A 23,905-nucleotide genomic window follows, 5' to 3' on the forward strand; every position below is an offset into this window, starting at 1 on the left:
TCATTTTATGGCGGTTGCGCGCGGGAGACTTTCGGGTCTGCCGAGTTTTGGATTGGTTCCTCGGTCTGCGAACCCTCGCGCAACTGCCACCCATTTGATTCGCAGCAAAAAGGTGGCGATTCTTTCTATCAAATGAGTGCAACCTTATGACAACGAATCAACCATCCAGCCGCTTCACCCCACTCACCCAAACCGCCACCACCCACCCCGTCCTGCTGATCGACACCCACGCTCCACTGCCCGAACTCCATGCCTGCGCCAGCGAACGCCTGCACGCCACGCTCGATTACCTGACACTGGTGGCCTGCTCCAGCCTGCGCGATTCAGCGACGAGCGACATCAACACCCTCACCAACGTCGCCCGGATTCTGGTACAGGACGTGGCGGATGTGTTTGGCGTGATCGAACAGCGCGGGCTCGAAAGCTAAACAAACAGTTGTGTTTTCGCAGCTGTCGCTAGAAAAACTCCGAAAAATCTCAGCGCAAGCCTTCTGTGGGAGCAAGGCTTGCCCGCGATGAAGATGACGCGGTCTTCCGGGGGGCCGAAGTGCCTGCATCGCGAGCAAGCTTTGCTCCCACAGAAAACCGTGCACTCACAGCGGTGCGGCAAGAGGTGATCCGAAAATCTCGTAGGAATTTACCTCTGTGGCGACGGGAGCTTGCTTGCACAGGGAGTTTCCTGTCCTATCGAAGATCGGCTCGGATTGGGCCGTTCCTACTTCAACAAGGAGTGACTGCATGGAAGTGCACAATCAGCTACAACCCTGCGATTGCGCGAATATGGAAGACATCCGGCGCGAGATCGATGCCCTTGACCAAGCCGTTATCAAACTGCTGGGCAAGCGCTTTCAGTACGTACTGGCAGCGTCGAAGTTCAAGACCTCAGCCACGGCGGTGCGTGCTCCGGAACGCTTCCAGGCCATGCTGGCGACCCGGCGCCAGTGGGCCGAGGCGGAGGGCCTTAGCCCGGATGCGATCGAGAAAATGTACAGCGACCTGGTGAACCACTTCATCGCCCAAGAGATGGAACACTGGACGGCTCTTCAATCCGCGACCTGATCGACACCACAAGCGCCCTGCGTTCAGGCCCAGGCAACCGTCAGCAGGCCGGCGCCAAGCACGACACATAACGGTGAATAGACCCAGGTGTCGAGCTTGGCGAACGTCGAGCCCTTGACCTCCTTGAAGAAACCCACCAGGTTCGATTCGCCAATGGCACGGGCGAACATCAGCAAGGCGATCGCGCTGATCAGCCATTGCAAGGCCCGATGGGTGACGGGCGGTGCCAGCAAGCCGACTCGCAGGCACACCAGAACTGCGATCAGCAGCAGCGCAAGCGCCACCAGCAGTGTCAACCAGCCCGATGGGTTGAATGCCGGGCGAAGCGTCTGTCCTTGTGTCACCGGAACCTGAGGCACGACCGCCAGGGCCGCCCATCGGCCGCCCAGGGCCCAATACAAATGAATCAAGCTGATGGTCGCAAATATTGCGACCAGCGACCGAGCCACTAAAAGCGTCATTCGCCAGCCTCCTTGAAAGGTTGAACAATCATCCTAGCTCGAATTCGGCATTTCGCCGCACGGGCGCAGATTGCCGGTTTGCGGCGAATGACGCATTGCTCAAGATCAAGAGTTCAACCTGACGCGCTACAGACCGGCGGCGACTTTGTCGGCAACCTCCTTGGGCAACCAGGCCTGCCAGACCTGTGGATGGGCCTTGAGGAACGCTACCGCGGCTTCACGCGGCGGTGTGTGCTTTTCGCTCATGTCGGCCAGGGCCTTGTTCAACGGCTCGATCGGCAGGTCAACCTTACTGAAAAACTCGGCAATGTCCGGGTGCTGCTTCTGGAACGGCGCGGATACGCCAATCGACAGCTTCGAGGCCAGGGAGCGGGTTGGCTTGGGGTTGGGGTTGTCGGCATCGGTCAGGGTTTTCCAGGCCTCGGCATCGAACGCAGGCTCTTGCAACTGCACCAACTTGAAACGTCCCAGCAGCGGCGTAGGCGACCAGTAATAAAACAGAATCGGCTTGCCTCGGCGGATCGACGAGCTGATTTCCGCATCCAGCGCCGCCCCCGAACCACTGCGGAAATTCACATAGCTGTCGGACAGCCCATAAGCCTTGAGCTTCTGCTTGTTGACGACTTCGGAGGTCCAGCCGATGGGACTGTTGAGGAAGCGGCCCTTGCTGGGGCTTTCCGGGTCTTTGAAGACATGCTTGTAGCGCGCCAGGTCTTCGACGCTGCGCAGATCCGGCGCCATGGGTTTGATGCCCCTGGCCGGATCGCCCTTGATCACATACTCCGGGACCCACCAGCCTTCGGTCGCGCCCTTGACCGTATCGCCCAAGGCGATCACCTTGCCTTCAGCCTCGGCCTTGACCCACACCGGGCTGCGCCCCGCCCACTCTTCCCCGATCACCTGGATGTCGTTATTGGCCAGCGCCGTTTCCAGGGTAATGGTAGTGCCCGGCAATGTGTCGGTCGGCAGCCCATAGCCCTTTTCGACGATGACCCGCAGGATATCGGTGATCAGGCTGCCGCTTTCCCAATTCAGGTCGGCAAAATGGATCGGCGCCTGCGCGGCCGATACCGGGAGTGGCGAAACCATCACCGCACAGGTGGCCCAGGCAGCCAACCACTGTCGAACTCGTTTCATGCGTTGCACCTCGTAACAGACACAGCGATAGCTGAAAGGTCCTGCGTAACCAGACGCAAGCCTCTGAACAGTTCAGTCAACTGACTGTAGCCGAGGTTCCAACCCGATCCTGTGAAAACTGTTACCGAAATGCGGATCCCAGGCATTGTGCCAACCCGGCTCTCACCGTCCCTGCACCGTCACTGCAGGCATTACTCGCTGGCTTTGAAGGTGACCAGTTCGCCCTTGCGCCACTTGGCGGCTTTGGCGGTCACCGCCTTCAACGTCTTGGTCAGGCCCTCATGTAACTGCTCATTGGCAGCGAATACGGTCACCACGCTGTGCCCTTCCTTGAACAGGATCGCGTGGCCACCGGGGGTGGTTACGAACGCGTAATCCCCGAGGCCATAGACCGTCAGTTTGATTTCGCGAAACCTGATTTCAAACTTGCCACCTTCACGGCTCGGCAATACCGCTGCACGAAAATGATCACCGACTTTGAGTTCAAGCCTGGGCTTGTCATCGACCACCAGGGCCGACTCAGTGTCGATTTCGGCAACATAGATACCTTCGGCGGTTTGCTCGGTGATGTAGACGAAGCGCGACTGGAATTGCTTGACCAGTTTTGCCCGCAGGTCACCAAGTACGAATAACGCATGCATGTCGAGATTACTTACTGCCAAGGAAACATCCCCATCTTTGTAAACGGCCCGCCCTCTGAAAAGGACGGACCACGAGAACCCGTGCCGACTGTGTGTCGCAGTGGACCTGAAACTGAAAATTCGAAGTGAACGGCGTGCCCTGCCCCGGGGCGAGAGAAGACTAAAGGATTGCCACTCTCGCCGTCTTTCCCGCGGGGTCGTCAGAGGCTGAAGGAAAACGCCACTCTGAGCATCGGAAAAGGTGGGACTACTAACTTTAGGGAAATTTCTCACTTAGAAAAGCATTTTTCTGACATCGAGGCCAAAAAAAATTGCTTTAGATAGGCACAGCCATCCACACAGTGCTGCCGATTCTAGAGCAGCCGCAGGCGTGGAGACTACTCAAAACACTCGGCAATTCGTCGGTAAACCATAGAAAAGGAATTCACATGGGCACTTTCACCACACTGACCCAACCCCTCACCCCTTGCATCGCTAACAAGCCTGACGCGTTTGCCGAGGTCCATTACCTGCCTGTTTCTTTGTTTCAACCGCGTTATCGGGTGGTTCTGGCCGGCAAGTGCTTTTTCCATATTGAAGAAACATCGACTGGCCGTGTACGAGGTTTCCGCACCGATCATAACGAGGCTTGCTACCTGGCCAGGCGTCTGGAACGAAGCGCTTGACCTGATATACGCCACGCCCATCACTTAACTCAGCCGCGACGGGCAACTGCTGCCATACTGCCCGCCCCGCGAAGCCCGTCCCCCATTGACGGATCGCGCACCCATACTATGACTTGTGAAGGAAAGGCGCGACGTGACGGAATTTGATATTGGCGAATTTTTCATCCGGGGCGAGGCCAGAGAGGTCGAAGGCGAATTCCAGGCCGTCATCGTGATGCGCGCCAAGCCCCCCTTGACCACCACCAGTTATCATCAGGTGGAAAAGGATCGCTGGTTCAAAACCCCCGAGATCGCCGCCGAAGCCGCGCGGGCAGCGGCAATAGCCCTGAAACTCGCCGTGGATGAAGGCGCGTTGAAAGCCTGAACCCGATCGAACTCCTGACGGGCGTTTGCCTCAGATAAAGGGAAGCAACCGAGGCGCCATGACGGCGCCCGCCCAAAGGAGAACCCCATGGAACAGCCTTCGCACGAACTCAGAACCCTGTTCGATCAACTAGGCCTGCCTTCGGATGGCGAAGCCATCGATGACTTCATCATGGCACATCCGCTGGACCCGGAGATCAAACTGGTGGAGGCCGACTTCTGGTCGGAGCAACAGAAAGATCTACTTCGCGAATGGCTGCTCGCCGACGGCGAAGAGGCGGTGCTGGTAGATCAGTTGAATGTCCGTTTGCACGACGGTAAATAACCGATCAAACCTCGCCACCATTTGTTCAAGTGCGGGCCAGAGAACTGCATGAGGCCTAGCGCGGCTTCTCTGGCTTATAACCCAGCCGCAAGCCACCCCAATGACGCCCCTTGAGCATGATCGGCACTGAAAGGTCATGCATCAGCTCACCCGTATCTCGAGTGTAGGTCTGCAACAGCACGGGCTGCTGGTGGCTGCCGCAACGGATCCCGGTGCGGTCGGAGAATTTGCGTTTAGTGCGATTGTTCACCGTGTCCACTTGCGGATCGCCGGTCAAGGGTTGGCTGAAGACGTTGTTGTGGGTCGGTACATAACCTTCCTGGGTACAGGCAATCGCGAAAACCAGGCCCTCGTGCCGGGCGAGCAACGGTTCCTGGAGGGCCGGCAGGACCTGATCGGTATAGCGGTCGAAACGGGTCTGGAACTTGGCGGGCTGGGTATTGGGAATCGGCTGGTAGCTGCGGTCGAACAGATCCTCCAGGCTGACACGGCCCTGGTCAATGTCCGCCTCGAATCGTGCGGCGATCTGACTCGCCCCTTCGCGCGCCAGGTCGTAGACCCGTTGGTGATAGTCGTCCAGGCCAACCTCGGCCAGGCGCTCGCTGATGGTTTCGGCCTGGCCTTCCATTTGCACCGCCGCCTGGGCCAGGCGCTGGGTCTGCTGATCGCTGATGGACAGGTCGCTGCGCATCTGTTCGATGGCATGAAACAGGCTGTCGAGTTGTTCGCGGTTGGTGTCGGTGCCTTGGGCGATGGCGCTGACCTGGGTTTCGACGCCGGCCGCCAGCCGGGCAATGTTTTCCAGGTGCTGACCGGTGTGTTCGACCTGCTGCACGCCACTGTCCAGGTCACTGGCCAGTTGCCGGATCTGCTCCACCACCTGGGCGGTGCGCTGCTGGATGTCCGCAACCATTACGCCAACCTCGCCGGTTGCCGCGGCCGTACGCCCGGCCAGCCCACGGACCTCATCAGCCACCACCGCGAAACCACGACCATGTTCACCGGCCCGCGCAGCTTCGATGGCCGCGTTCAGCGCCAATAAGTTGGTCTGGCTGGCGATCGACTGAATCACCAGGCTTACCCGCTGGATCTCATCGCTGCGTACGCTCAGCGCCTCGATCAACTCGCGACTGTCGTTTGCACGCTGGCTGAGCTGGTGCATCCGGCTGATGGACTCCACCAGTTCGCTGCGCCCGGCAACGCTGCTGCGATGGGCCTCACTGGCGGCACTCAGGGCCTGCTGGCTGAGTTGCGAGGTGGCCTGTTCGGTGGCAATCATCGATTCGGCATTGCCGACGATTTGCGCCGCCGCGTCGAGCTGCGACTGGACCTTGCCAGCCAGTTGCTTGACCGAATAGGCGACGCCGGCCGCTGACAACGCGTTATGGCTGGTGGTGTAAGACAGGTCGCGGGTCAGCTCGGCCAAAGTGTCCGCGGCTACCGGCTCAGGCGCGGCAGCCAGGCGCGAGCGTAGGCGCGGCAGCCAGACGATGAGCATCGCCAGGGGCAGGCCCAGATACAACGACCAGCCGCCCAGCGTCATGCCGCACAGCAGCAATGTCAGCGCCAGGCTCTGCAAAGTCGGCGTCAACCAGCGCGCCATGCTGTTGGCCACAGGCACCTGTGCCTGTACCGCATTCGCCACGGAACCGTCTGTCGCCATGTTGATCACCCACATTTCTCGTTGTTATACCTGCATTAAACGCCACTACGGAGCCATTATCCATGGTCCATTAGTCGTGTTCTTGCGGGGGGTCAACGGAAGTAGACGAACAGGCGCAGACGAAAGCAAAAAATCGCAGCTTCCGGATGAAAGCTGCGATCTTTTCTGAAACGCGAATCAGGCCTGACGCTGATGCTTGTCGATCTGCTCGTGACGTTCCTGAGCTTCGATGCAGTACTTGGTGGTCGGGCTGATCAGCAAGCGCTTGAGGCCGATTGGCTCGCCGCTGTCATCACACCAGCCGAAGCTGTCGTCGTTGATACGGTCCAGGGCCTGCTCCAGCTGAGGCAGCATGCGCTGGTCGCGATCGATGGCGTTGACCAGCCAGGTCCGCTCTTCTTCTACGGAAGCAGCGTCCGCCGGGTCAGCCGGGGTATCCAGGCTCTCAATGGCGATTCGGTTCTGTTCGATGCGCTCGTGGGTTTCCACTTTCATGTTCTGCAACAGCTTGGTGAAGAAAGCCAGCTGCTCGGCATTCATGTAGTCATCCGCCGGCATGGCCAGCAACTTTTCCTTTGTCATTGATTTCTCTATAAAAAAACGTGCATTAAGACGAATTATGAAGCGTCCCGCAGCGCGCTGCCACGCTCATCGGGAAGGCGCCGTCTATTCCAAGCGCCACCCGGCACTCAATTTACGAGGGGCGGCAGTCTAAGGCCGAGTCGAAGCGTCAGCAACTGAAAACATAGGGAAAATGTCCGACAACCCTTCTAAATGTTCTCTGACAAGCTTTCGGCAGTCATCGGAGTGCGTTTATAACAAGAAATTCGATTCAATAGCTGTATCAAGAAGACAAATGGCAACGCCACGCGGGTCAGGCGTGGCGCTTTGTCGCAGCGTAAGACCGTTCAGCGTTTGAGTTTACGCTTGTTGCGGTACTGGTCGATGACCACCGCCACCACAATGATCAGCCCCTTGATGATGTCCTGGATATAGGCATCGACCCCGACGAAGGTGAACCCACTGGCCATGACCCCGAGGATCAGCGCGCCGATCACCGTCCCGGTGATGCGCCCCACCCCTCCGGCCAGACTGGTGCCGCCGATCACCGCTGCGGCAATCGCGTCCAGCTCATAGGACATGCCCATGCCGGCCTGCCCGGTGGCGGCCCGTGCCGAAGCCACCACCCCGGCCAGCCCCGCCAGCAAGCCGGCGATGCTGTAGACGATCACCAAGTGGCGCTTGACGTTGATGCCCGAGGTGCGCGCCGCCTGCATGTTGCCGCCGATGGCGTAGGTGTATTTGCCGTACTTGGTGTAGCGCAGGGCGATATGGAAAATCACCGCCACCACCAGGAAGATGATCACCGGCATGGCACCATGACCGATGGCCGTATAGGAATCGGACAACATGCTCACCGGCTGGCCTTCGGTGTAGTAACGCGCCAGACCGCGGGCCGAGACCATCATGCCGAGGGTGGCAATAAAGGGTGGGATGCCCGTGATGGCGATGATGCTGCCATTGATCGCTCCGGCCAACAGCCCAACACCCAGCCCCGCCACCACCGGTATCCACACCGGCAAGTCCGTCAGGGAGGGGAACACCGCCCGGGTGAAGTCCGACGTCTGGGCCAGGCTGGCGGCGATCATGGCTGACAACGCCAGCACCGAACCGGACGACAGGTCGATACCGGTGGTGATGATCACCTGGGTCACCCCGATGGCCAGCAGACCGATGATCGACACTTGCAGGATCATCAGCACCAGGCGCTGGGAGTTCATCAGGAAACTCTGGTCGCGCACGATCCAGCCGAACACTTCGAACACCAGGCCGATGCCAATCAGCACCAGGAAGATACTCAGTTCCGTCGGTAGCCGCCGACGTGTCCGGGCCGGTGCGGCCGCGGGTTTGTTTTCCAGTATCGCGTTCATAACCACTCACCTTTTTTTATTGCTTACCGGCGGCGCAGGGATCGCTGCCGGCGTCGATTCGTTTAACCGCTAGAGCAACCCCGAAGCCAGTTGCATGACCCGTTCCTGGGTCGCCTCGCTACGGTCCAGCGTGCCCGTCAGGTCACCTTCATGCATCACCATCACGCGGTCGCTCATGCCCAGTACTTCCGGCAGTTCCGAAGAAATCATGATCACCGCCATGCCTTCACTGGCGAGGTAGGAAATGAGCCGGTAGATCTCGGCCTTGGCGCCAACGTCGATGCCGCGAGTCGGCTCGTCGAGGATCAGGATGCGCGGGTTGGTCATCAGCCAGCGGGCCAGCAGGGCTTTCTGTTGGTTGCCGCCGGACAAGGTGTCGATGCACTGTTCCAGAGACGGGGTCTTGACCCTCAGTTTCTTGCACATGTCTTCGCACAATGCGCGCAGGGCTTTCTGCTGGATGAAGCCGTTGCCGACGTAATGAGGCAATACGGCCATTTCCATGTTTTCCAGCACCGACAGACACGGGAACAGGCCGCTGAGCTTGCGATCTTCGGTCAACAGCGCAAAGCCCTTTTCGATAGCCATGTGCGGGTCGCTGATGCGCACCGGTTGGCCGTCCAGGAAGATTTCGCCGCTGGTGCTCGGGGTGACCCCGAAAATCGCCTCGGCGACGTTGGTCCGACCCGAGCCCATGAGTCCGGCGATGCCAAGGATTTCACCAGCATGCAGGTCGAAGGACACACCCTTGAACACGCCATCCAGGCTCAGGTCACGCACCGACAGCAACAAATCGCCGATGGGCTGTTCCCGCACCGGGAACAACTGGCTCAATTCACGCCCGACCATCATCGAGATCAGGCTGTCGCCGTCCATACTGTCGGCCCGTTGCAGGCCGATGTAGGCGCCGTCGCGAAACACCGCCACTTCATCGGCGATGGCGAACACCTCGTTCATTTTGTGGGTGATGTAGATGATGCCCTTACCCTGAGACTTGAGGTCGGCGATGATCGAGAACAGATGGGCGACCTCCGTCTCGGTGATGGCTGAGGTCGGCTCGTCCATGATCAGAATGTCAGAGTCGTAGGACACCGCCTTGGCGATCTCGACCATCTGCCGTTCGGCAATGCTCAGATTGCCCACCTGCTCCTCGGGATCAAGGTTGATGCGCAGGCGCTCCAGCAACTTGGCGGTGCAACGGTGCATTTCCCCGTGATCAACCATATGCAGGCCGTTGAGCTGCTCGCGGCCGATCCAGATATTTTCGGCGATGCTCATATGGGGCATCAGGTTCAGTTCCTGGTGGATCATCGCGATGCCAGCCTGCAAGGCTGCCAAAGGTGTGTCGAACTTCACCGGCTTGCCCCGCAGGCGCAATTCACCGGCGTCCGGTTGGTAGATACCGGCCACAATTTTCATCAGGGTGGATTTGCCCGCACCGTTCTCGCCCATCAAGGCCAGCACCGAGCCGGGGCGCACCCGCAATTGCACATCCGACAGGGCCACCACGCCGGGAAACCCCTTGCTGACATTGGCGACTTCCAGCAGGTACGGTTCTTCAGGTGTTACGTCCGGTCGGACAGTAGCCGCCGGGGCGCTCGAAGCAGTCGCTGAAGCGAACATGGTCAGGTACTCCCTTGGCAAGGTCGACGGTGCGACCTTGCCTGCTTATTGTGGTGGTGGGCGGCGATGGGTTGAACGTCACTTGAACTGGTCGACGTTCTCCGGGGTGATCAGGCGATACGGCACCCACACGGCCTGCTCGACGGGCTGCTTCTTGACCATTTTCACCGCCGTATCGATGGAGCCGTCGGCCTGGCCCTTGGCGTCCTGGAACACCGAGACCGCCATCTCGCCTTTCTTCACGGCGTTCAGGCCGTCCGGCGTGCCATCGACCCCGGCGATCAGTACGCTGCCTTTCTCCTTGCCGGCACCCTTGAGTGCCATGGCCGCGCCGATGGCCATTTCGTCGTTGTTGGAGACCACGGCATTGAACTCACGACCCTGAGTCAGCCAGTCGTTCACCAGTGTCATGCCTTTATCCCGCGACCAGATACCGGTCTGCTCTTGCTCGATCTTGATGCCCGGGTACTTGGCCAGCACTTCCTTGACGCCCTTGGTGCGGTTGGTGGTGGAGTTGTTCGCCAGGTCACCCAGCAGAATCACGATGTTGCCCTTGCCACCCATCTTGTCGGCCAGGTATTGCATCTGCATCCGGCCGGCTTCCAGATCGTCGGACGCCACGGTCACCACGCCAGCGGGCAGCTTCAGGTCGTCGGGACGACGATTGACGTACACCAACGGGATACCGGCGGCGACGGCGGCCTGGGTTATGCGCTGGGTGGCGGCAGTGTCCACCGGGTTGACGATGATTGCGTCGACCTTCTGGCTGATAAAGTTTTCCACCTGACTCAGTTGCTTGACCACATCACTGCGTGCGTCTTCGAACTGCAAGGTGACGTCGTCCGGCAGGGACTTGGCTTTGCTGTCCATCGACTCACGCAGGTACGTCAGCCAGGTGTCATCGAACTGGGACATGCTGACGCCGATCTTCAGGTCCGCCAGGGCGGCGCCGCTGGTGAGCATCAACGACAGGGCCAGCGAGGCGATACGGGTCTTGGTCTTCATGAACGGTCTTTCTCCACTTTTTTGTTGGTTTTATGGATAAGGCGTGATGGATCTCAGGAACGGGGCAAACGCACGATGGGCGCACCGGGCATGCAACACACCACGGCGCCGTTGCGCTGAATGCACAGGGATTCGAACAGGGGAAGGATTGCGCACAAGCGCAGCAGGCGTGGCAGGTGAAACGCAGAGCGGCTGAAGGTTTTCATCGACGGTACCTAGCTGTGTTTCTTGTTTTTGTTTTGTCCGTGATTGGCTCAAGGCGGGCTTGGCAAAAGACGAACAGGGTTGTCGGTAACCTGGAATCGACTTTATTGGAAAATATTTTCCATATCAACTCATTTTAGAATTTTATTCGTTTTTTATTCCATGGCCGACAGGCGTGGATAACATCACCACTTCACCCTGTTCGGCGCTCTGCCTTGCCGCGTCCAGAATGCGCGTGGTCGCCAGTGCATCACGAGCTTGCACTGGCAGCGGGCCGGCGTTCTGCAAGGCGGTTTGCAGGCTCTGGTAGAACGCCATCCAGCAGCCGCGCTCCGACGCCACACGCTCGCGCTCGCTACCTTGCTCGAACCAGCCCCAGCGCCGATGCTCTTCGCTCCCCCAGCGCTCACCCTCGGTCGCCGGGCTCAACCCAGCCAGCGCCTGGGCCTCCTGCCCGTCCAGGCCCTCGACGGTGTAACAGCCCTCGGTGCCGCTGACCCGAAAGCGCGGGCGCGGTGCGTTTTGCAGGCAACTGCCGCTCAGGTGGGAAAGCACGCCGCTGGCATGGGTCAGGCACATAAAAAAGCCGTTGTCGAACGTCTGGTCGGGTTGTCGGTAATCCAGCTCGGCGTACACCCTGGTCACCGGCCCGAACAATTGCAGCGCCTGGTCCACCAGATGGCTACCCAGGTCCCGCAGAAACCCGCCGCCGCTGCCTTTGCCGACTGAGGCAGGCGAATAGCGCTCGACGCTGGACTCAAAACGAATGACTTGCCCCAGCGCAGCGGACTCCAGCAGTTTGCGCAAGGTCAGGTAGTCCGAATCCCAGCGGCGATTCTGATACACGGTCAGCGGCACGTTGCGCTGCTCGGCGGCCAGCACCATCGCCTCGGCCTGTGCGGCATCAAGGGCGAAAGGTTTGTCGCTGACCACCGCCACACCCAGTTCAATGGCCTGCATGACCACGGCCGGACGACCGTCCAGCGGCGTGGACACCACCACCGCATCGACGCCTGCGGCCACCAACTGTTCGAGGGTGTCGAAGGCTTGGGCGTGCGGGTGCTCATTCGCCAGTTGCTGGCGCCGCTCAGCGGACCGCGTCACCACGCCGACAAACGTAGCCCCGGGCAGACTGCTGATCAGCGGCGCATGGAAAAACCGCCCGCCCTTGCCGTAGCCTACTAGTCCGATGCGCATGAAAGCTCCTTGTTGATCACTGAATGAATGCAAGCCCAGCTCCCACAGTTTGTTCTCGGGTAACTGCGGGAACTCTGCTCACCACAGATCCCATGTGGGAGCGAGTATCTTCAGGGTAAACGCGGTCGACTGTGGGAGCGGGCTGGCTCGCGAAGGCGGCGGTACATTCAGCATTGATGGCGACTGACACTACGCCTTCGCGAGCAAGCCCGCTCCCATAGGGAATGCATTTAACCGTAGAAACGCGGGCGCTCGGGCAGCTCGACTTTGACGATCTGCCCGCTCTGCTGCGCTTCGACGCAGGCATCCGCCGCCACTGCCGCGGCGAAGCCGTCCCAGGCCGAGGGTCCACCCACTTGCCCGGCGCGCACGCCGTCGATGAACGCCTGCAACTCAACGTCGTAAGCCGCAATGAAGCGATCCTTCCAGTCCATCAGAATGGCGTTGGACAGCTTGGCGCCACTGCGCAGTTGCACCTGGGACGGCTCCGGGAGTTTGGCGATGCCGGTTTCCCCCACCACTTCGCACTGGATGTCGTAGCCATACTGGCAGTTGACGAACACCTCCACATCGATGCGCGTGCCCCTGGCGGTTTCCAGCAGCACGATCTGCGGATCGCGCAGGTGCGCCAGCGCCTTGCTGGTCTTGCGCGGGAACACCACCTGCACCGAAACGTAGTCATCGGCCAGCAGCCAGCGCAACACATCCAGTTCATGGATCAAGGTGTCGGTGATCGCCATGTCGGTCTTGTAATTCTCCCCCACGCTCGGATTGCGATGAGCGCAGTGCAGCATCAGCGGCTCGCCGATCTGGCCGCTGTCGATCACCGCCTTGAGCGCTCGATAACCTTCATCGTACGGGCGCATGAAACCGACCTGAACCAGCCGCTTGCCATGGGCGACTTCGGCTTCGACGATCTTGCGACAGCCTTCGGCCGTGACCGCCAGGGGCTTTTCACAGAACACCGGTTTACCGGCCGTGATCGCCGCCAGTACGAACTCTTCGTGGCTCGGGCCCCAGGAAGTGACCAGGATCGCCTCCACGTCCGGCGCACTGATCAAGGCATGGCCGTCGGGATACACCTCGGCGGTCAACTTCAGATCGGCCACCACCTTTGCCGCCTGGGTGAGGTTGATGTCGGTAACAGCAACCACCTGGCTGTTGAGCAAGGTCTGACTGCAACGACGGATATGGTCCTGGCCGATGGCCCCGGTGCCGATAACGCCCAGCTTCAAAGACATGTAGAACTCCTTTCGTAGGGTTGGGGCAATCAGTATTGACGGGCCTTGGCCAGTCGTTCGTTAAGGGTCCTGGCGACCGCATCGGTGCGGGCACTGGTGGAAACTTGCGCGACGCCGACCCGCCACCACGACAGGTACTTGTGGATCATGGTCTTGGGCAGAACCTTGATATCGATCAGTGTCGAGACCGTTTGCAACCGCGCATCGGCCAGGGCCGCGTGCAGTTCGTCGAGGGTCTTCACCTTGTAGGTCTTGCAGCCATAGGCTGCCGCACTCATGGCGAAGTCCACCGGCACGAAGCCGCCATCGAGCTTGCCGGTGTCCGGGTTGCGGAAGCGGAACTCGGTGCCGAAGCTGTCCATGCCGTGTTCCATTTGCAGGTTGTTGATGCAACCGAACGTCATGTTGTCCAGCAGCACCACATTGATCTTGCGGCGCTCCTGGATCGAGGTCGCCAGCTCCGAATGCAGCATCATGTAAGAGCCGTCACCCACCAGGGCATAGACCTCTTTGTCGGGCTCGGCCAGCTTCACGCCCAGCGCCGCGTTCACCTCGTAGCCCATGCACGAATAACCGTACTCGACGTGATAGGTGTTCACGCCCTTGCTGCGCCAACTGCGCTGCAAGTCGCCGGGCAGGCTGCCGGCAGCGGCGACGATAATCGCCTCATCCGCCAGGGTCTCGTTGAGGGTGCCCAGTACCCGGCTCTGGGTCAGGCAGGAGCCGGTGAGTTCGATGAATTCGCGAAATACGGCCGGGTCCATGTGATCGTTGATTTCAGGGACGAAATCCTGGGCCTGGAAGTCAGCCTGATAGATCCGGTCCACTTCGGCATCCAGTTGGGCTTTGGCATCGGCGATCTGCCCGCCCCATTCGGCACGATAGTCACCCATCGCAGCGGACAAAGCCTCCAGACCGGAGCGCGCGTCGGCCAGCAATTGCACGCCGTCGAGCTTCAAGGCGTCGCACGGGCTGATGTTGAGGTTAAGAAACTGCACATCCGGATGCTGGAACAGCCATTTGGACGCGGTGGTGAAATCGCTGTAGCGGGTGCCAATCCCGATAATCAGGTCTGCTTCCTTGGCCAGCAGGTTCGCCGCCAGGCAACCGGTTTCGCCGACGCCACCGACATTCAGCGGATGGCTGGACACCACCGCGCTCTTGCCGGCCTGGGTCTCGGCGAAGGGGATTGCGAAGCGCTCGGCAAACGCCTGCAACGCTGCGTTGGCGCCGGCGTATTTCACCCCGCCGCCGCAGATGATCAACGGCTGGCGCTTGCCCTTGAGCAGTGCCAGGGCATCGCCGAGCATCGCTTCGGTGGCCGGGCGGCGGTCGATGCGGTGAACGCGCTTTTGCAGAAAGTAATCGGGGTAATCGTAAGCTTCGGCCTGCACATCCTGGGGCAGCGCCAGGGTCACCGCGCCGGTCTCGGCCGGATCGGTGAGCACGCGCATGGCGTGGATAGCGGCGCTCATCAGTTGCTCAGGGCGGTTGATGCGATCCCAGTATTTGCTCACGGCCTTGAACGCATCGTTGGTGCTGATGCTCAGGTCATGGAACTGCTCGATCTGCTGCAGCACCGGGTCCGGTTGGCGGCTGGCGTAGACGTCGCCGGGCAACAGCAGTAACGGGATGCGATTGGCGGTCGCAGTGGCGGCGGCGGTCAGCATGTTCGCCGCGCCAGGGCCGACCGACGACGTACAGGCGTAGATCTTGCGGCGCAGATGCTGCTTGGCGAAACCGATGGCAGCGTGGGCCATGCCCTGCTCGTTGCGGCCCTGATGGACCACCAGGTCGCCGCTGTCCTGCTCCAGCGCCTGGCCCAGGCCCAGCACATTGCCGTGGCCAAAAATGGTAAAGACCCCGGCGACAAATTTGCTTTGAACGCCATCGACCTCGATGTACTGGTTATCGAGGAATTTCACCAGGGCCTGGGCCATGGTCAGTCGTGTTGTGGTCATGCTTGCACCTTTTCAAACGCAACTCGGTCGAGTGTGGGAGCGGGCTTGCTCGCGAAAGCGGTGTGTCAGGCGACATCAATGTTGGCTGTACTGCCGCCTTCGCGAGCAAGCCCGCTCCCACAGGGGTTCTTCATCATTTGAGGACTGTGTCAGGCCTGGGGGTTTTGCAAGTGGTTCATACTCGCCCCCAATGCCTGGCGAATGTCAGCCAGTTCATGAATGCTCTGGGCAAATGGTTCGAAGGACAGGTAGCCCTCGTAACCACCGGCCCGCAACGCCTCGATCTGCGCGGCATTGCCCAGGATGTCGGCCTCGCCCACCAGCACGCGGTGGCCGTCGCGGATGGTCGTCAAGGGTGCCTGGGCATCCTCGACACCGGAGATGTGTACCAGCCCGGTCAGCTCGGGAAAAAATTCCTGCTCACCGGCCAGGTGATGATGAAAGGTGTCATGCACCAGCCGGAACACATCCAGCCCGCCAGTCGCCTTGATCGCTTCCACTGCCGTGCGCTTGCGCCGCAGCGAACATTCCTCGAAACCCAACGGTTCGATGAAACCGTAGATGCCGAACGCCCGCAGGATCGGCGCCAGCTCACTGAGGGCCGTGCGCAATCCCGCGGCGCGTTCTGCCTCGCTGCGCGGGTCGGCGCGATCGTTGAGCGGGCACATCACCAGTCCCTCGGCGCCGCATTCGCGAGCATAGTCCGCCAGCCGCACGGCCTGGGCACGGCGCTCCTCGTTCCACACGTCGAAGGGATACAGCGCGTTGATCGACAACACCGTGATACCCCGTTCCTCGCACAACTCACGCACCTGTGCGGGCGGCATGCCGTTTTCGATCTCGACTCCTTGCAGGTCGTTGCGAATCTCGATGGCATCGGTTTTCAAGGCCAGCGCCAGGTCAATGAAATCAGGCAGTGACAGGCGCGGGGCAACCATTCGGTTCAGGGCAAAACGCAGGGGTTTGTTCATTGTTGTTATCCCTCCGGCATTCATAAAAAATTATTGGGCGGTCGGCATGCTGAACTCGGGACCCTTGGCAATGCTGTCGGGCCAGCGCTGCATCACGCTTTTGTAGCGGCTGTAAAAGCGCAAACCTTCTTCACCGTAGGCATGGTGATCGCCAAACAGCGAGCGCTTCCAGCCGCCAAAGGAATGCCAGGCCATGGGCACCGGAATCGGCACGTTGATACCGACCATGCCGACCTTGATGCTGCGGGCAAACGCCCGGGCAATGCCGCCGTCACGGGTGAAGCAGGACACGCCGTTGCCGAACTCGTGAGCATTGATCAAGGCCACTGCGCTGGCGAAATCCGCCACGCGGACGATGCCCAGCACCGGACCGAAGATCTCTTGCTGGTAGATGCTCATCTGGGCGGTGACCTGGTCGAACAATGTCGCCCCGACAAAGAAACCGTCCTCGGCCCCCGGCACTTTGAAACCACGGCCATCGACAATCAGCCGAGCGCCTTCGGCCACGCCCGCGTCGATAAAACCTTCGACCTTGGCCTTGTGCTCAGCGGTGACCAGCGGCCCCATGTCGGTACCAGGTTGCTGGCCATTGCCGATCTTCAACTGGTCAATGCGAGGCAACAGTTTGGCGATCAGTTCATCGCCCACATCACCCACCGCCACGGCAATGGAAATCGCCATGCAACGTTCGCCGGCCGAGCCGTAGGCCGCGCCGATCAGCGCATCCGCCGCCTGGTCGAGGTCGGCATCGGGCATGACGATCATGTGATTTTTCGCTCCGCCAAGCGCCTGTACACGCTTGCCGTTCGCCGTGCCCTGCTGGTGGATGTACTCGGCAATCGGCGTGGAGCCGACAAAGGAAATCGCTTCGATGTGCGGGTGCTGCAACAGCGCATCTACCGCCACTTTGTCGCCCTGGACCACATTGAAAACGCCGTCGGGCAAGCCGGCTTCCGTCAGCAGCCGGGCCATCAGCAAACTGGCGGACGGATCGCGCTCCGAAGGCTTGAGGATGAAGCAGTTGCCGGTGACCAGTGCCAGGGGAATCATCCACAACGGCACCATCACCGGGAAATTGAACGGCGTGATGCCGGCACACACCCCCAGGGGCTGGCGCAGGTTCCAGTTGTCGATGCCGCCGCCGATGTTGTCGCTGAAATCGGTCTTGAGCAGGTTCGGCGCACCGCAGGCGTACTCGACGATCTCGATGCCACGGGTGACTTCGCCATGGGCATCGGACAGCACCTTGCCGTGCTCGCGACTGATGATCTGCGCCAGTTCGTCATGATGGCGGTCGAGCAATTCCTTGAACTTGAACATCACCCGCGAACGGCGCAAGGACGATTGCTCGGACCAGCCCGGGAATGCCGCCAGCGCCGAAGCCACCGCGGCCTCGACGGTGCCCGGTTCGGCCAGCGCCACCCGGGCCTGGACCGCGCCGGTAGCCGGGTTGAAGACGTTGCTGAACCGCACCGTGTCGCTGTCCTGCACTCGACCGCTGATGTAATGGCCTACAACCGGGACATCGCTCATTGTTCTTGTTCTCCGTGCAAAGGGTGGAAGTCAGAGATCGAGCAGCCAACTGTGCTGCGGATCGTTATGGAACTGCCAGACCCGTTTCGGGCCGGCCATGACGTTCAGGTAATACGACTCGTACCCGTAGGGCACGCTGACCGGGTGGTAACCCTTGGGCACCACCACCAGGTCGCTGTTTTCCACGGCCATGGCCTGGTCGATGCTGCGGTCATCGGTGTAGACCCGCTGGAACACGAACCCTTGGGACGGGTTGACCTGGTGGTAATAGGTTTCTTCCAGGAAGCTCTGGTGCGGCAGGTCATCAGTGTCGTGTTTGTGGGGCGGGTAGCTCGATGAATGCCCCGACGGCGTGCGCACCTCCACCACCAGCAGCGAGTGGGCCGGCTCACTGTCGGGCAGGATGTCGCAGACATAGCGAGTGTTGGCGCCCTTGCCGCGCACGCTGCGCTTCATGCTGTCGGGACGGATCAACCGCGGGCCATAGTTGTTCTGGTCGCCGCCCGGCGCGGCACACACGGCCAGTTGCACGTCGCTCAGGGCGGCCACCTGGGCCTGGCTGCCGGGCGGCAGGTACACGGCGTAGGGCGATTTGTCCTCGAACACCGATTGACGATCACCCAGGTTGTCCCAGTCGAAGCTGCCCTGCCCCGGCGCTTCACCCTTGAGGCTGATTCGCCCGCAGAGCAAGACCAGGCACAGTTCCTTGTCGGCGGCAGCCACCGGCAGCTTTTCACCCAGACTCAAGCGGTAGGCGGCAAACCCGACATACTCCAGTTCGCCGGCGGGTAGCTGGACCATGGTCTGGCCGCTTGGCTGGCTTTTGATCAACAGGCTCATGACAAAGTCCTCTCTTGCAGCAAGGCGCGCAGGGTGTCGTAGCCTTTCTTGGCGTAGGCATAACTCGGTGCCACGGCCGGATCCTGTTCGGCTTCTACGACCAGCCAGCCGTGATAGTCGGCGGCCAGCAGGACGTCCAGCAACGCGGCAAAGTCGATGTCACCGTCACCCGGTACGGTGAAGGTGCCGTTGATGATGCAGTCGGGGAAACTCCAGAGGTTGTTGCGCGCCAGTTGCACCACAGGCTTGCGCACGTCCTTGAAATGCACATGGCAAATGCGCTCGATGTGCTTGCGCAACACCTGCAAGGGTTCGCCTCCGCCCATGTAGCAGTGGCCCGAGTCGAACAGCAGGCCGACTTCGTTGCCGGTCAGGGCCATCAGTTTGTCGATGTCCGAAGGCGACTCGACATAGGCGCCCATATGATGGTGATACGCCAGGCGCACACCCCGGGACAGGGTGAAGCGCGCCAGTTCGGTGAGTTTTTCGGCGTAGTCTTGCCAGGCTTCGTCCGTGTGAAAACGCGGCCGCTCGATCAGTGGGATGCGCTGGCCCTGAATGGAATCGGCCACCTCACCGTACACCAGCACCGTCGCACCGTTTTGCGCCAGCAACTCGACATGGCTGGCGATGGCGTCGATTTCTTCGGCCGCCGAGCGCCGGGCCAGACGACTGGAATACCAGCCGGAGACCAGCGCCAGGTCATAGGGCCGCAGCACATCGCCAACGCCCTTGGCATCCTTGGGAAACTTGCCGTTGAGTTCGAAACCTTCATAACCGATTTCCTTGCCTTCGCTCAGCGCCGTACTCAACGGCGTCTCGCCACCCAACGATGGCAGGTCGTCGTTGCTCCAGGAAATCGGGTTGATGCCAATTCGAATAGCGGGCATGGCTGCACCTTTTATTGTTTTTTCACAAATCCGTAAGAACAACGCTGCCCCTGTGGGAGCAGGCTCGCTCCCACAGGGTCAGTGTTCACAGCTTTTAACTTCGCGCAGCACGCCACGCCTCGATCAACTCCACAAACCTGCCCTGCACCTGTCGGATCAACGTTTCATCGTCGATTTCCCCGGCCAGCCAGGCTCGGCTCGGTTCCTGGAAAATCGTCCGCCCGACAGCAAACCCACGGCAGGTTGTGCTCTGACTGGCCTGGCGAAAGCCTTCGGCCAGTGCGGCGGCCGGGGCGTTGAGGCCCAGCAGGACCACGCCGCGGCAATACGGGTCGCGCTGTTGAATCAGTTCGTCGAGCTGTTTCCACTGCTCCGCTGTCTGGGCCTGGATCTTCCACCATGCCGGGAAGATGCCCAGGTTGTAGAGGCGTTTGAGGGCGCGATACAGCACGTCCGGGTGCGGCGACGGGTGATCGTTGGGGGGAATGACCTCCAGCAGCAGTTCGTGACCGCTGACCTGGGACGCCTGATACAACCCCATTAGCTGCGCCTCCTGCTCCAGGCGCAGCAGCGGTTCGTCGTCGGGGTGAAATTGCACCAGGCACTTGATGATCTGTTCCTGTGGCCAGGCGATCAGGTTGCTGCCAATGGAGCGCCCGTGTTCGAACGCCAGTGGTCGCGAACCCTGGACTTCCACCGGCCGCGCCACCCACCAGTCACGTCCGGTGGCGGCGTTCAGCGAATCCTGGCCGAAACGTTGATCGGCCAGCAAACCAACATCAGCCTCGATGCCTTGACGCTTCAAGTCGGTTTCGACCCGCTCCACGGCCTGGATGAACAGTTGTTTGAGTTCGCTGATGGCGCTCAGCTCGCGACCGCCTTTGTGGGCCAGCTCCACCAGTTGCCAGCGATGATCGAAGGCAAAAATGAACAGTTGTTTCCACTGTTTGCGCGGCACGCTGACCTGATGCAGACGTTGCAATACCACGTCCTGATCCGGCCGGGTAATGGGTACCGGGCTATTGAACAGATAGTCGAGTTCAGCCCGGGTCGGCATCGCAGGAGCACAGGCGTGGCGCGACACCACCAGGCCACCGCAGGCGTTGGCCAACTGGCAGCAGCGCTCATCGCTGGCGTCCTCCAGCCAACCGGTGAGAAAGCCCGACATGAAGGCATCACCTGCGCCCAATACGTTCAGTACCTCAACCCGAACCCCGGGATAGAGGGCGCCGTCTTCAAGGCGGCTCGGGATGGCACCGTGGATCACCGTGCAGCCCTGTGGGCCAAGCTTGACCACCAGGGTCGCCGCCGTCAGCGCGCGCACGCTGCGCAATGCGCTCAACAGGTCTTCGCGGCCACCGGCGATCAGGAATTCTTCCTCGGTGCCGACGATCAGGTCAAACCGCGGCAGGATGCTCTGCACGTGCTGGCTGACCTTCTGGTCGGCGACGAACCGGGTCTCGCCATCGGCCTTGCCTGCCAGGCCCCAGAGTACCGGGCGATAGTCGATGTCCAACACGCGTTTGACGTTGTGCTTCTCGGCGTAATCCAGTGCCTGAGTGCTGGCCTTGTAGACGCCTTCGGTAGAGAAATGAGTGCCGGTAATCAGCAGGGACTTGCTGGAAGCGATGAAGGCCTCGTCAATGTCTTCGGCGCGCAGCGCCATGTCGGCGCAGTTTTCCCGGTAGAACACCAAGGGAAAGGTTTCCCGGTCCTTGATACCCAGCAGGACCATGGCCGTCAGACGTTCAGGGTCGACCTTGATGCCACTGACATCGCAGCCCTCGCGAACCAGGGACTCCACCAGGAAGCGACCCATATGGTCGTCCCCTACCCGGCTCAGCATCGCCGACTTGAGCCCCAACCGCGCGGTGCCAAAGGCGATGTTGGCCGACGAGCCACCCAGGTATTTGGCGAAGCTTGCGACATCTTCCAGACGCGCGCCGACTTGCTGCGCGTAGAGGTCGACGCCCAGGCGTCCCAGGCAGATCACATCCAATTGACGCCCACTGGCAAAACGAGTCTGGCCCATGCTGGCTCCTGTTATTTTTATCAGCCCGCGCTTGCCACCGAAACCGGCGTCAACGCTGTTGGTGGATGCAGACTAAAACGAGCAGCAGCCAATAATCAATAATTATTCTATAAATTTTTTACGTGGAATATTTTTTCCAATACGCTATCACTGGAGCGCGCCAGACGCAGTGCATCGTTTCAGCAGCGACTGCAACGTTGTCTGCTCATGATTTTCCCCGCGCCTACGCTGTAGACTGCGATCAGCCAACCTATTGTCGAGGGCCGGGCCTTTTTCCGGGCGGCCCTATAAGAACAAGCCAGAAGGATTTTCTATGACCCGCCCCGATCTGCCGGCGCCGTCCGAGAGTGCGTCCGAACCCGCCCTTTCAAGCCCACCGATCAATGCCGAGCGTCTGCTGCAACTGATTACCGACGAGTATGAAAGCCTGCCGCGACAGCTCAAACGCATCGCCAGCTACATGAGCCAGCAAAGCGACCGGATCATGGTCGATCGCATCAGCGACATTGCGCGCGAATGCGAAGTGCATCCGTCGGCCATCGTGCGGTTTTCCCAGCGTTTCGGCTTCAGCGGGTTCAGCGAAATGCAGGCCTTGTTTCGCGAGGCCTATACCCACAAGACCACGCCGGTGCAGAACTACCAGCAGCGCATCCGCAGCATGATCGCCAACAAGTCGCAGAAAGCCAGCGGCGGCGACCTGGCGCGCGAATGCGTCAACGCCACCCTCTCGGGCATCGAGCGCCTGGGCCTGGAGCTGGACGATCAAGCCTTCGACAAAGCCGTAGACCTGGTGGTCAACGCCGACAACATCTATGTGGTCGGCGTGCGACGCTCGTTCGCGGTGGCCGATTACCTGGTTTATAACCTGCAACACACCAACAAGCGTATCCATCTGGTGTCCGGCCTGGGGGGCAGTTACCGCGAGCAGATGCGCAGCGTGCGGGCCAACGACCTGGTGATCGCCATCAGCTTTACGCCCTACGGCAAGGAAACCCAGCACTGCCTGCGCATTGCCCAGCATCATCAGGCCAAGACGCTGATCATCACCGACAGCAACCTGTCGCCTCTGGCCAAACGGGCCAATGCGGTGCTGCTGGTGAACGAAGGCAGCTCTTTCGCCTTCCGCTCGTTGAGTGCCACGCTGTGCCTGTGCCAGGCGTTGTTCATCGCCGTGGCTTACCGGCTGGAACTCAAGGTCGATGAGATCCATGAACAGGTCGGGTTCGAGGATTAACACCCGCAAAGGATTACTCAAGGAGACGTCATGAAACTGATCGGCATGCTGGACTCGCCCTACGTGCGACGCGTCGCCATTTCCGCCAAGTGCCTGGGGGTTGCCCTGGAGCACGAGTCCGTTTCGGTGTTCAGGCACTTCGAACAGTTCCAGCGCATCAACCCGGTGGTCAAGGCCCCCACCCTGGTGCTCGACGATGGCGGCGTGCTGATGGACTCCACGTTGATCATCGACTACCTGGAAGCCCTGGCCGAGCCGGGTAAAAGCCTGATGCCGAGCGATATCGGAGAACGGCTCAGGTCATTGCAGTTGATCGGCCTGGCATTGGCGGCGTGCGAGAAGTCGGTGCAGATCTACTACGAACGCAACCTGCGGCCGACAGAAATTCAGCACGCGCCCTGGGTCGAACGCGTGGAAGGCCAACTGGCGGCGGCCTATGACATGCTCGAACAGGAACTGGTGAAACAGCCCCTGGCCACCGATGGCACCCTCGATCAGGCGGGCATCACCGTGGCAGTGGCCTGGAGCTTCACCAATCTGGTGGTGCCGGATCAGGTGCAGGGCAAGTCATTTCCGTCGATCAGCGCGTTTACCGCTTATGCCGAAGGGTTGGAGGCGTTTATCAGCACGCCGATGGTATAGCGGACGAGCGCGGCTTGTGTGGGAGCGGGCTTGCTCGCGAAGACGGCGGCAGACTCAACATCATCGTCTCGGATATACCGCTTTCGCGAGCAAGCCCGCTCCCACAGTTGGTTCCTGAGTGACCATCGGATGAGGGTCACCCCAAGATCTATGTGGGAGCGAGCCTGCTCGCGATAGCGGTGGGTCAATCAACATCAATGGCACTGATCCGACGCCATCGCGAGCAGGCTCGCTCCCACAGTTTGGGGCCGGGGGACTGCAAAATTTGTGTTCGGCACAAAGAGTTG

The 23,905-nt window shown here is 60.5% G+C and carries 24 protein-coding genes; 7 read left to right on the forward strand and 17 right to left on the reverse strand.

The genetic code is table 11. The annotated features are described in order from the left end of the window. Positions 1-146: 146 nt before the first annotated feature. Complete coding sequence (locus PSH57_RS16400) at positions 147-428, forward strand: fructose-bisphosphate aldolase (protein ID WP_305384181.1); 282 nt, start codon at positions 147-149, stop codon at positions 426-428. 310 nt (positions 429-738) lie between these two features. Further along, positions 739-1,059 (forward strand): isochorismate lyase, encoded by a 321-nt coding sequence (locus PSH57_RS16405; protein ID WP_305384183.1) that lies wholly within the window; start codon positions 739-741, stop codon positions 1,057-1,059. 23 nt (positions 1,060-1,082) lie between these two features. Here PSH57_RS16405 and PSH57_RS16410 read toward each other — a convergent pair whose 3' ends face one another. From PSH57_RS16410 to PSH57_RS16420, 3 genes are all read right to left on the reverse strand, one after another. Further along, complete coding sequence (locus tag PSH57_RS16410) at positions 1,083-1,520, reverse strand: DUF3995 domain-containing protein (protein ID WP_305384184.1); 438 nt, start codon at positions 1,518-1,520, stop codon at positions 1,083-1,085. Between the two features lie 126 nt (positions 1,521-1,646). Beyond that, positions 1,647-2,657: an ABC transporter substrate-binding protein gene (locus PSH57_RS16415; protein WP_305384185.1), complete on the reverse strand. Its 1,011-nt coding sequence runs from the start codon at positions 2,655-2,657 to the stop codon at positions 1,647-1,649. Positions 2,658-2,848: 191 nt separating this feature from the next. Then, complete coding sequence (locus PSH57_RS16420; protein WP_305390403.1) at positions 2,849-3,298, reverse strand: hypothetical protein; 450 nt, start codon at positions 3,296-3,298, stop codon at positions 2,849-2,851. A 428-nt stretch (positions 3,299-3,726) separates the two neighbouring features. Here PSH57_RS16420 and PSH57_RS16425 point away from each other — a divergent pair, with 428 nt between their 5' ends. The 3 genes from PSH57_RS16425 (at position 3,727) to PSH57_RS16435 (ending at position 4,651) form a co-directional block, all read left to right on the forward strand. Next, complete coding sequence (locus PSH57_RS16425; RefSeq protein WP_305384186.1) at positions 3,727-3,963, forward strand: hypothetical protein; 237 nt, start codon at positions 3,727-3,729, stop codon at positions 3,961-3,963. Between the two features lie 133 nt (positions 3,964-4,096). Next, complete coding sequence (locus PSH57_RS16430; protein WP_305384188.1) at positions 4,097-4,327, forward strand: hypothetical protein; 231 nt, start codon at positions 4,097-4,099, stop codon at positions 4,325-4,327. 87 nt (positions 4,328-4,414) lie between these two features. Beyond that, positions 4,415-4,651 (forward strand): DUF2789 family protein, encoded by a 237-nt coding sequence (locus PSH57_RS16435; RefSeq protein WP_305384189.1) that lies wholly within the window; start codon positions 4,415-4,417, stop codon positions 4,649-4,651. A 55-nt stretch (positions 4,652-4,706) separates the two neighbouring features. Here PSH57_RS16435 and PSH57_RS16440 read toward each other — a convergent pair whose 3' ends face one another. From PSH57_RS16440 to PSH57_RS16505, 14 genes are all read right to left on the reverse strand, one after another. Continuing rightward, positions 4,707-6,329 (reverse strand): methyl-accepting chemotaxis protein, encoded by a 1,623-nt coding sequence (locus PSH57_RS16440; protein ID WP_422766040.1) that lies wholly within the window; start codon positions 6,327-6,329, stop codon positions 4,707-4,709. Positions 6,330-6,491: 162 nt separating this feature from the next. Next, positions 6,492-6,896 (reverse strand): TraR/DksA family transcriptional regulator, encoded by a 405-nt coding sequence (locus PSH57_RS16445; RefSeq protein ID WP_003202859.1) that lies wholly within the window; start codon positions 6,894-6,896, stop codon positions 6,492-6,494. A 326-nt stretch (positions 6,897-7,222) separates the two neighbouring features. Beyond that, positions 7,223-8,245: an ABC transporter permease gene (locus tag PSH57_RS16450; protein ID WP_305384191.1), complete on the reverse strand. Its 1,023-nt coding sequence runs from the start codon at positions 8,243-8,245 to the stop codon at positions 7,223-7,225. Between the two features lie 69 nt (positions 8,246-8,314). Next, on the reverse strand, positions 8,315-9,868 hold the full coding sequence (locus PSH57_RS16455) for a sugar ABC transporter ATP-binding protein (protein ID WP_305384192.1): 1,554 nt from the start codon (positions 9,866-9,868) through the stop codon (positions 8,315-8,317). Positions 9,869-9,946: 78 nt separating this feature from the next. Then, positions 9,947-10,873: a sugar ABC transporter substrate-binding protein gene (locus PSH57_RS16460; protein ID WP_305384193.1), complete on the reverse strand. Its 927-nt coding sequence runs from the start codon at positions 10,871-10,873 to the stop codon at positions 9,947-9,949. Between the two features lie 53 nt (positions 10,874-10,926). After that, complete coding sequence (locus PSH57_RS16465; protein WP_305384194.1) at positions 10,927-11,079, reverse strand: hypothetical protein; 153 nt, start codon at positions 11,077-11,079, stop codon at positions 10,927-10,929. A gap of 142 nt (positions 11,080-11,221) precedes the next feature. Then, a complete protein-coding gene (locus tag PSH57_RS16470) occupies positions 11,222-12,274 on the reverse strand; it encodes a Gfo/Idh/MocA family protein (protein ID WP_305384195.1) in 1,053 nt (350 codons plus the stop codon). A gap of 230 nt (positions 12,275-12,504) precedes the next feature. Continuing rightward, positions 12,505-13,515 carry a bifunctional inositol 2-dehydrogenase/D-chiro-inositol 1-dehydrogenase gene (gene iolG, locus PSH57_RS16475; RefSeq protein ID WP_305384197.1) on the reverse strand — a complete coding sequence of 337 codons (1,011 nt, stop codon included), beginning with the start codon at positions 13,513-13,515 and terminating at the stop codon, positions 12,505-12,507. 29 nt (positions 13,516-13,544) lie between these two features. After that, positions 13,545-15,476 carry a 3D-(3,5/4)-trihydroxycyclohexane-1,2-dione acylhydrolase (decyclizing) gene (gene iolD / locus PSH57_RS16480; protein ID WP_305384198.1) on the reverse strand — a complete coding sequence of 644 codons (1,932 nt, stop codon included), beginning with the start codon at positions 15,474-15,476 and terminating at the stop codon, positions 13,545-13,547. A gap of 149 nt (positions 15,477-15,625) precedes the next feature. Then, positions 15,626-16,447 (reverse strand): TIM barrel protein, encoded by an 822-nt coding sequence (locus PSH57_RS16485; RefSeq protein ID WP_305384199.1) that lies wholly within the window; start codon positions 16,445-16,447, stop codon positions 15,626-15,628. Positions 16,448-16,477: 30 nt separating this feature from the next. Beyond that, a complete protein-coding gene (locus PSH57_RS16490; RefSeq protein WP_305384200.1) occupies positions 16,478-17,980 on the reverse strand; it encodes a CoA-acylating methylmalonate-semialdehyde dehydrogenase in 1,503 nt (500 codons plus the stop codon). A gap of 30 nt (positions 17,981-18,010) precedes the next feature. Continuing rightward, positions 18,011-18,820, reverse strand: a complete 810-nt coding sequence (gene iolB / locus PSH57_RS16495; RefSeq protein WP_305384201.1) for a 5-deoxy-glucuronate isomerase — start codon at positions 18,818-18,820, stop codon at positions 18,011-18,013. After that, on the reverse strand, positions 18,817-19,710 hold the full coding sequence (gene iolE / locus PSH57_RS16500; protein WP_305384202.1) for a myo-inosose-2 dehydratase: 894 nt from the start codon (positions 19,708-19,710) through the stop codon (positions 18,817-18,819). The genes iolB and iolE overlap by 4 nt, the downstream gene beginning before the upstream one ends. A 94-nt stretch (positions 19,711-19,804) precedes the next feature. After that, the gene (locus tag PSH57_RS16505) at positions 19,805-21,742 is read right to left on the reverse strand and encodes a bifunctional 5-dehydro-2-deoxygluconokinase/5-dehydro-2-deoxyphosphogluconate aldolase (RefSeq protein WP_305384203.1); all 1,938 of its coding nucleotides are present in this window, start codon (positions 21,740-21,742) and stop codon (positions 19,805-19,807) included. Positions 21,743-22,055: 313 nt separating this feature from the next. On the opposite strand from PSH57_RS16505, the gene PSH57_RS16510 reads away from it, so the two are divergent. After that, a complete protein-coding gene (locus tag PSH57_RS16510) occupies positions 22,056-22,976 on the forward strand; it encodes a MurR/RpiR family transcriptional regulator (RefSeq protein ID WP_047230196.1) in 921 nt (306 codons plus the stop codon). Between the two features lie 30 nt (positions 22,977-23,006). Further along, complete coding sequence (locus tag PSH57_RS16515) at positions 23,007-23,618, forward strand: glutathione S-transferase (protein ID WP_305384205.1); 612 nt, start codon at positions 23,007-23,009, stop codon at positions 23,616-23,618. Positions 23,619-23,905: the final 287 nt, after the last annotated feature.

It is taken from the genome of Pseudomonas hefeiensis (assembly GCF_030687835.1).
In the GTDB taxonomy this organism is placed as follows: Bacteria; Pseudomonadota; Gammaproteobacteria; order Pseudomonadales; family Pseudomonadaceae; genus Aquipseudomonas; species Aquipseudomonas hefeiensis.

Bases quoted from the DNA above. Each gene is read 5' to 3' on its own strand.
- PSH57_RS16400 (WP_305384181.1), top strand. From the start codon at position 147: ATGACAACGAATCAACCATCCAGCCGCTTCACCCCACTCACCCAAACC.
- PSH57_RS16405 (WP_305384183.1), top strand. From the start codon at position 739: ATGGAAGTGCACAATCAGCTACAACCCTGCGATTGCGCGAATATGGAA.
- PSH57_RS16410 (WP_305384184.1), bottom strand. From the start codon at position 1,520: ATGACGCTTTTAGTGGCTCGGTCGCTGGTCGCAATATTTGCGACCATC.
- PSH57_RS16415 (WP_305384185.1), bottom strand. From the start codon at position 2,657: ATGAAACGAGTTCGACAGTGGTTGGCTGCCTGGGCCACCTGTGCGGTG.
- PSH57_RS16420 (WP_305390403.1), bottom strand. From the start codon at position 3,298: ATGCATGCGTTATTCGTACTTGGTGACCTGCGGGCAAAACTGGTCAAG.
- PSH57_RS16425 (WP_305384186.1), top strand. From the start codon at position 3,727: ATGGGCACTTTCACCACACTGACCCAACCCCTCACCCCTTGCATCGCT.
- PSH57_RS16435 (WP_305384189.1), top strand. From the start codon at position 4,415: ATGGAACAGCCTTCGCACGAACTCAGAACCCTGTTCGATCAACTAGGC.
- PSH57_RS16440 (WP_422766040.1), bottom strand. From the start codon at position 6,329: ATGTGGGTGATCAACATGGCGACAGACGGTTCCGTGGCGAATGCGGTA.
- PSH57_RS16445 (WP_003202859.1), bottom strand. From the start codon at position 6,896: ATGACAAAGGAAAAGTTGCTGGCCATGCCGGCGGATGACTACATGAAT.
- PSH57_RS16450 (WP_305384191.1), bottom strand. From the start codon at position 8,245: ATGAACGCGATACTGGAAAACAAACCCGCGGCCGCACCGGCCCGGACA.
- PSH57_RS16455 (WP_305384192.1), bottom strand. From the start codon at position 9,868: ATGTTCGCTTCAGCGACTGCTTCGAGCGCCCCGGCGGCTACTGTCCGA.
- PSH57_RS16460 (WP_305384193.1), bottom strand. From the start codon at position 10,873: ATGAAGACCAAGACCCGTATCGCCTCGCTGGCCCTGTCGTTGATGCTC.
- PSH57_RS16465 (WP_305384194.1), bottom strand. From the start codon at position 11,079: ATGAAAACCTTCAGCCGCTCTGCGTTTCACCTGCCACGCCTGCTGCGC.
- PSH57_RS16470 (WP_305384195.1), bottom strand. From the start codon at position 12,274: ATGCGCATCGGACTAGTAGGCTACGGCAAGGGCGGGCGGTTTTTCCAT.
- iolG (WP_305384197.1), bottom strand. From the start codon at position 13,515: ATGTCTTTGAAGCTGGGCGTTATCGGCACCGGGGCCATCGGCCAGGAC.
- iolD (WP_305384198.1), bottom strand. From the start codon at position 15,476: ATGACCACAACACGACTGACCATGGCCCAGGCCCTGGTGAAATTCCTC.
- PSH57_RS16485 (WP_305384199.1), bottom strand. From the start codon at position 16,447: ATGAACAAACCCCTGCGTTTTGCCCTGAACCGAATGGTTGCCCCGCGC.
- PSH57_RS16490 (WP_305384200.1), bottom strand. From the start codon at position 17,980: ATGAGCGATGTCCCGGTTGTAGGCCATTACATCAGCGGTCGAGTGCAG.
- iolB (WP_305384201.1), bottom strand. From the start codon at position 18,820: ATGAGCCTGTTGATCAAAAGCCAGCCAAGCGGCCAGACCATGGTCCAG.
- iolE (WP_305384202.1), bottom strand. From the start codon at position 19,710: ATGCCCGCTATTCGAATTGGCATCAACCCGATTTCCTGGAGCAACGAC.
- PSH57_RS16505 (WP_305384203.1), bottom strand. From the start codon at position 21,742: ATGGGCCAGACTCGTTTTGCCAGTGGGCGTCAATTGGATGTGATCTGC.
- PSH57_RS16510 (WP_047230196.1), top strand. From the start codon at position 22,056: ATGACCCGCCCCGATCTGCCGGCGCCGTCCGAGAGTGCGTCCGAACCC.
- PSH57_RS16515 (WP_305384205.1), top strand. From the start codon at position 23,007: ATGAAACTGATCGGCATGCTGGACTCGCCCTACGTGCGACGCGTCGCC.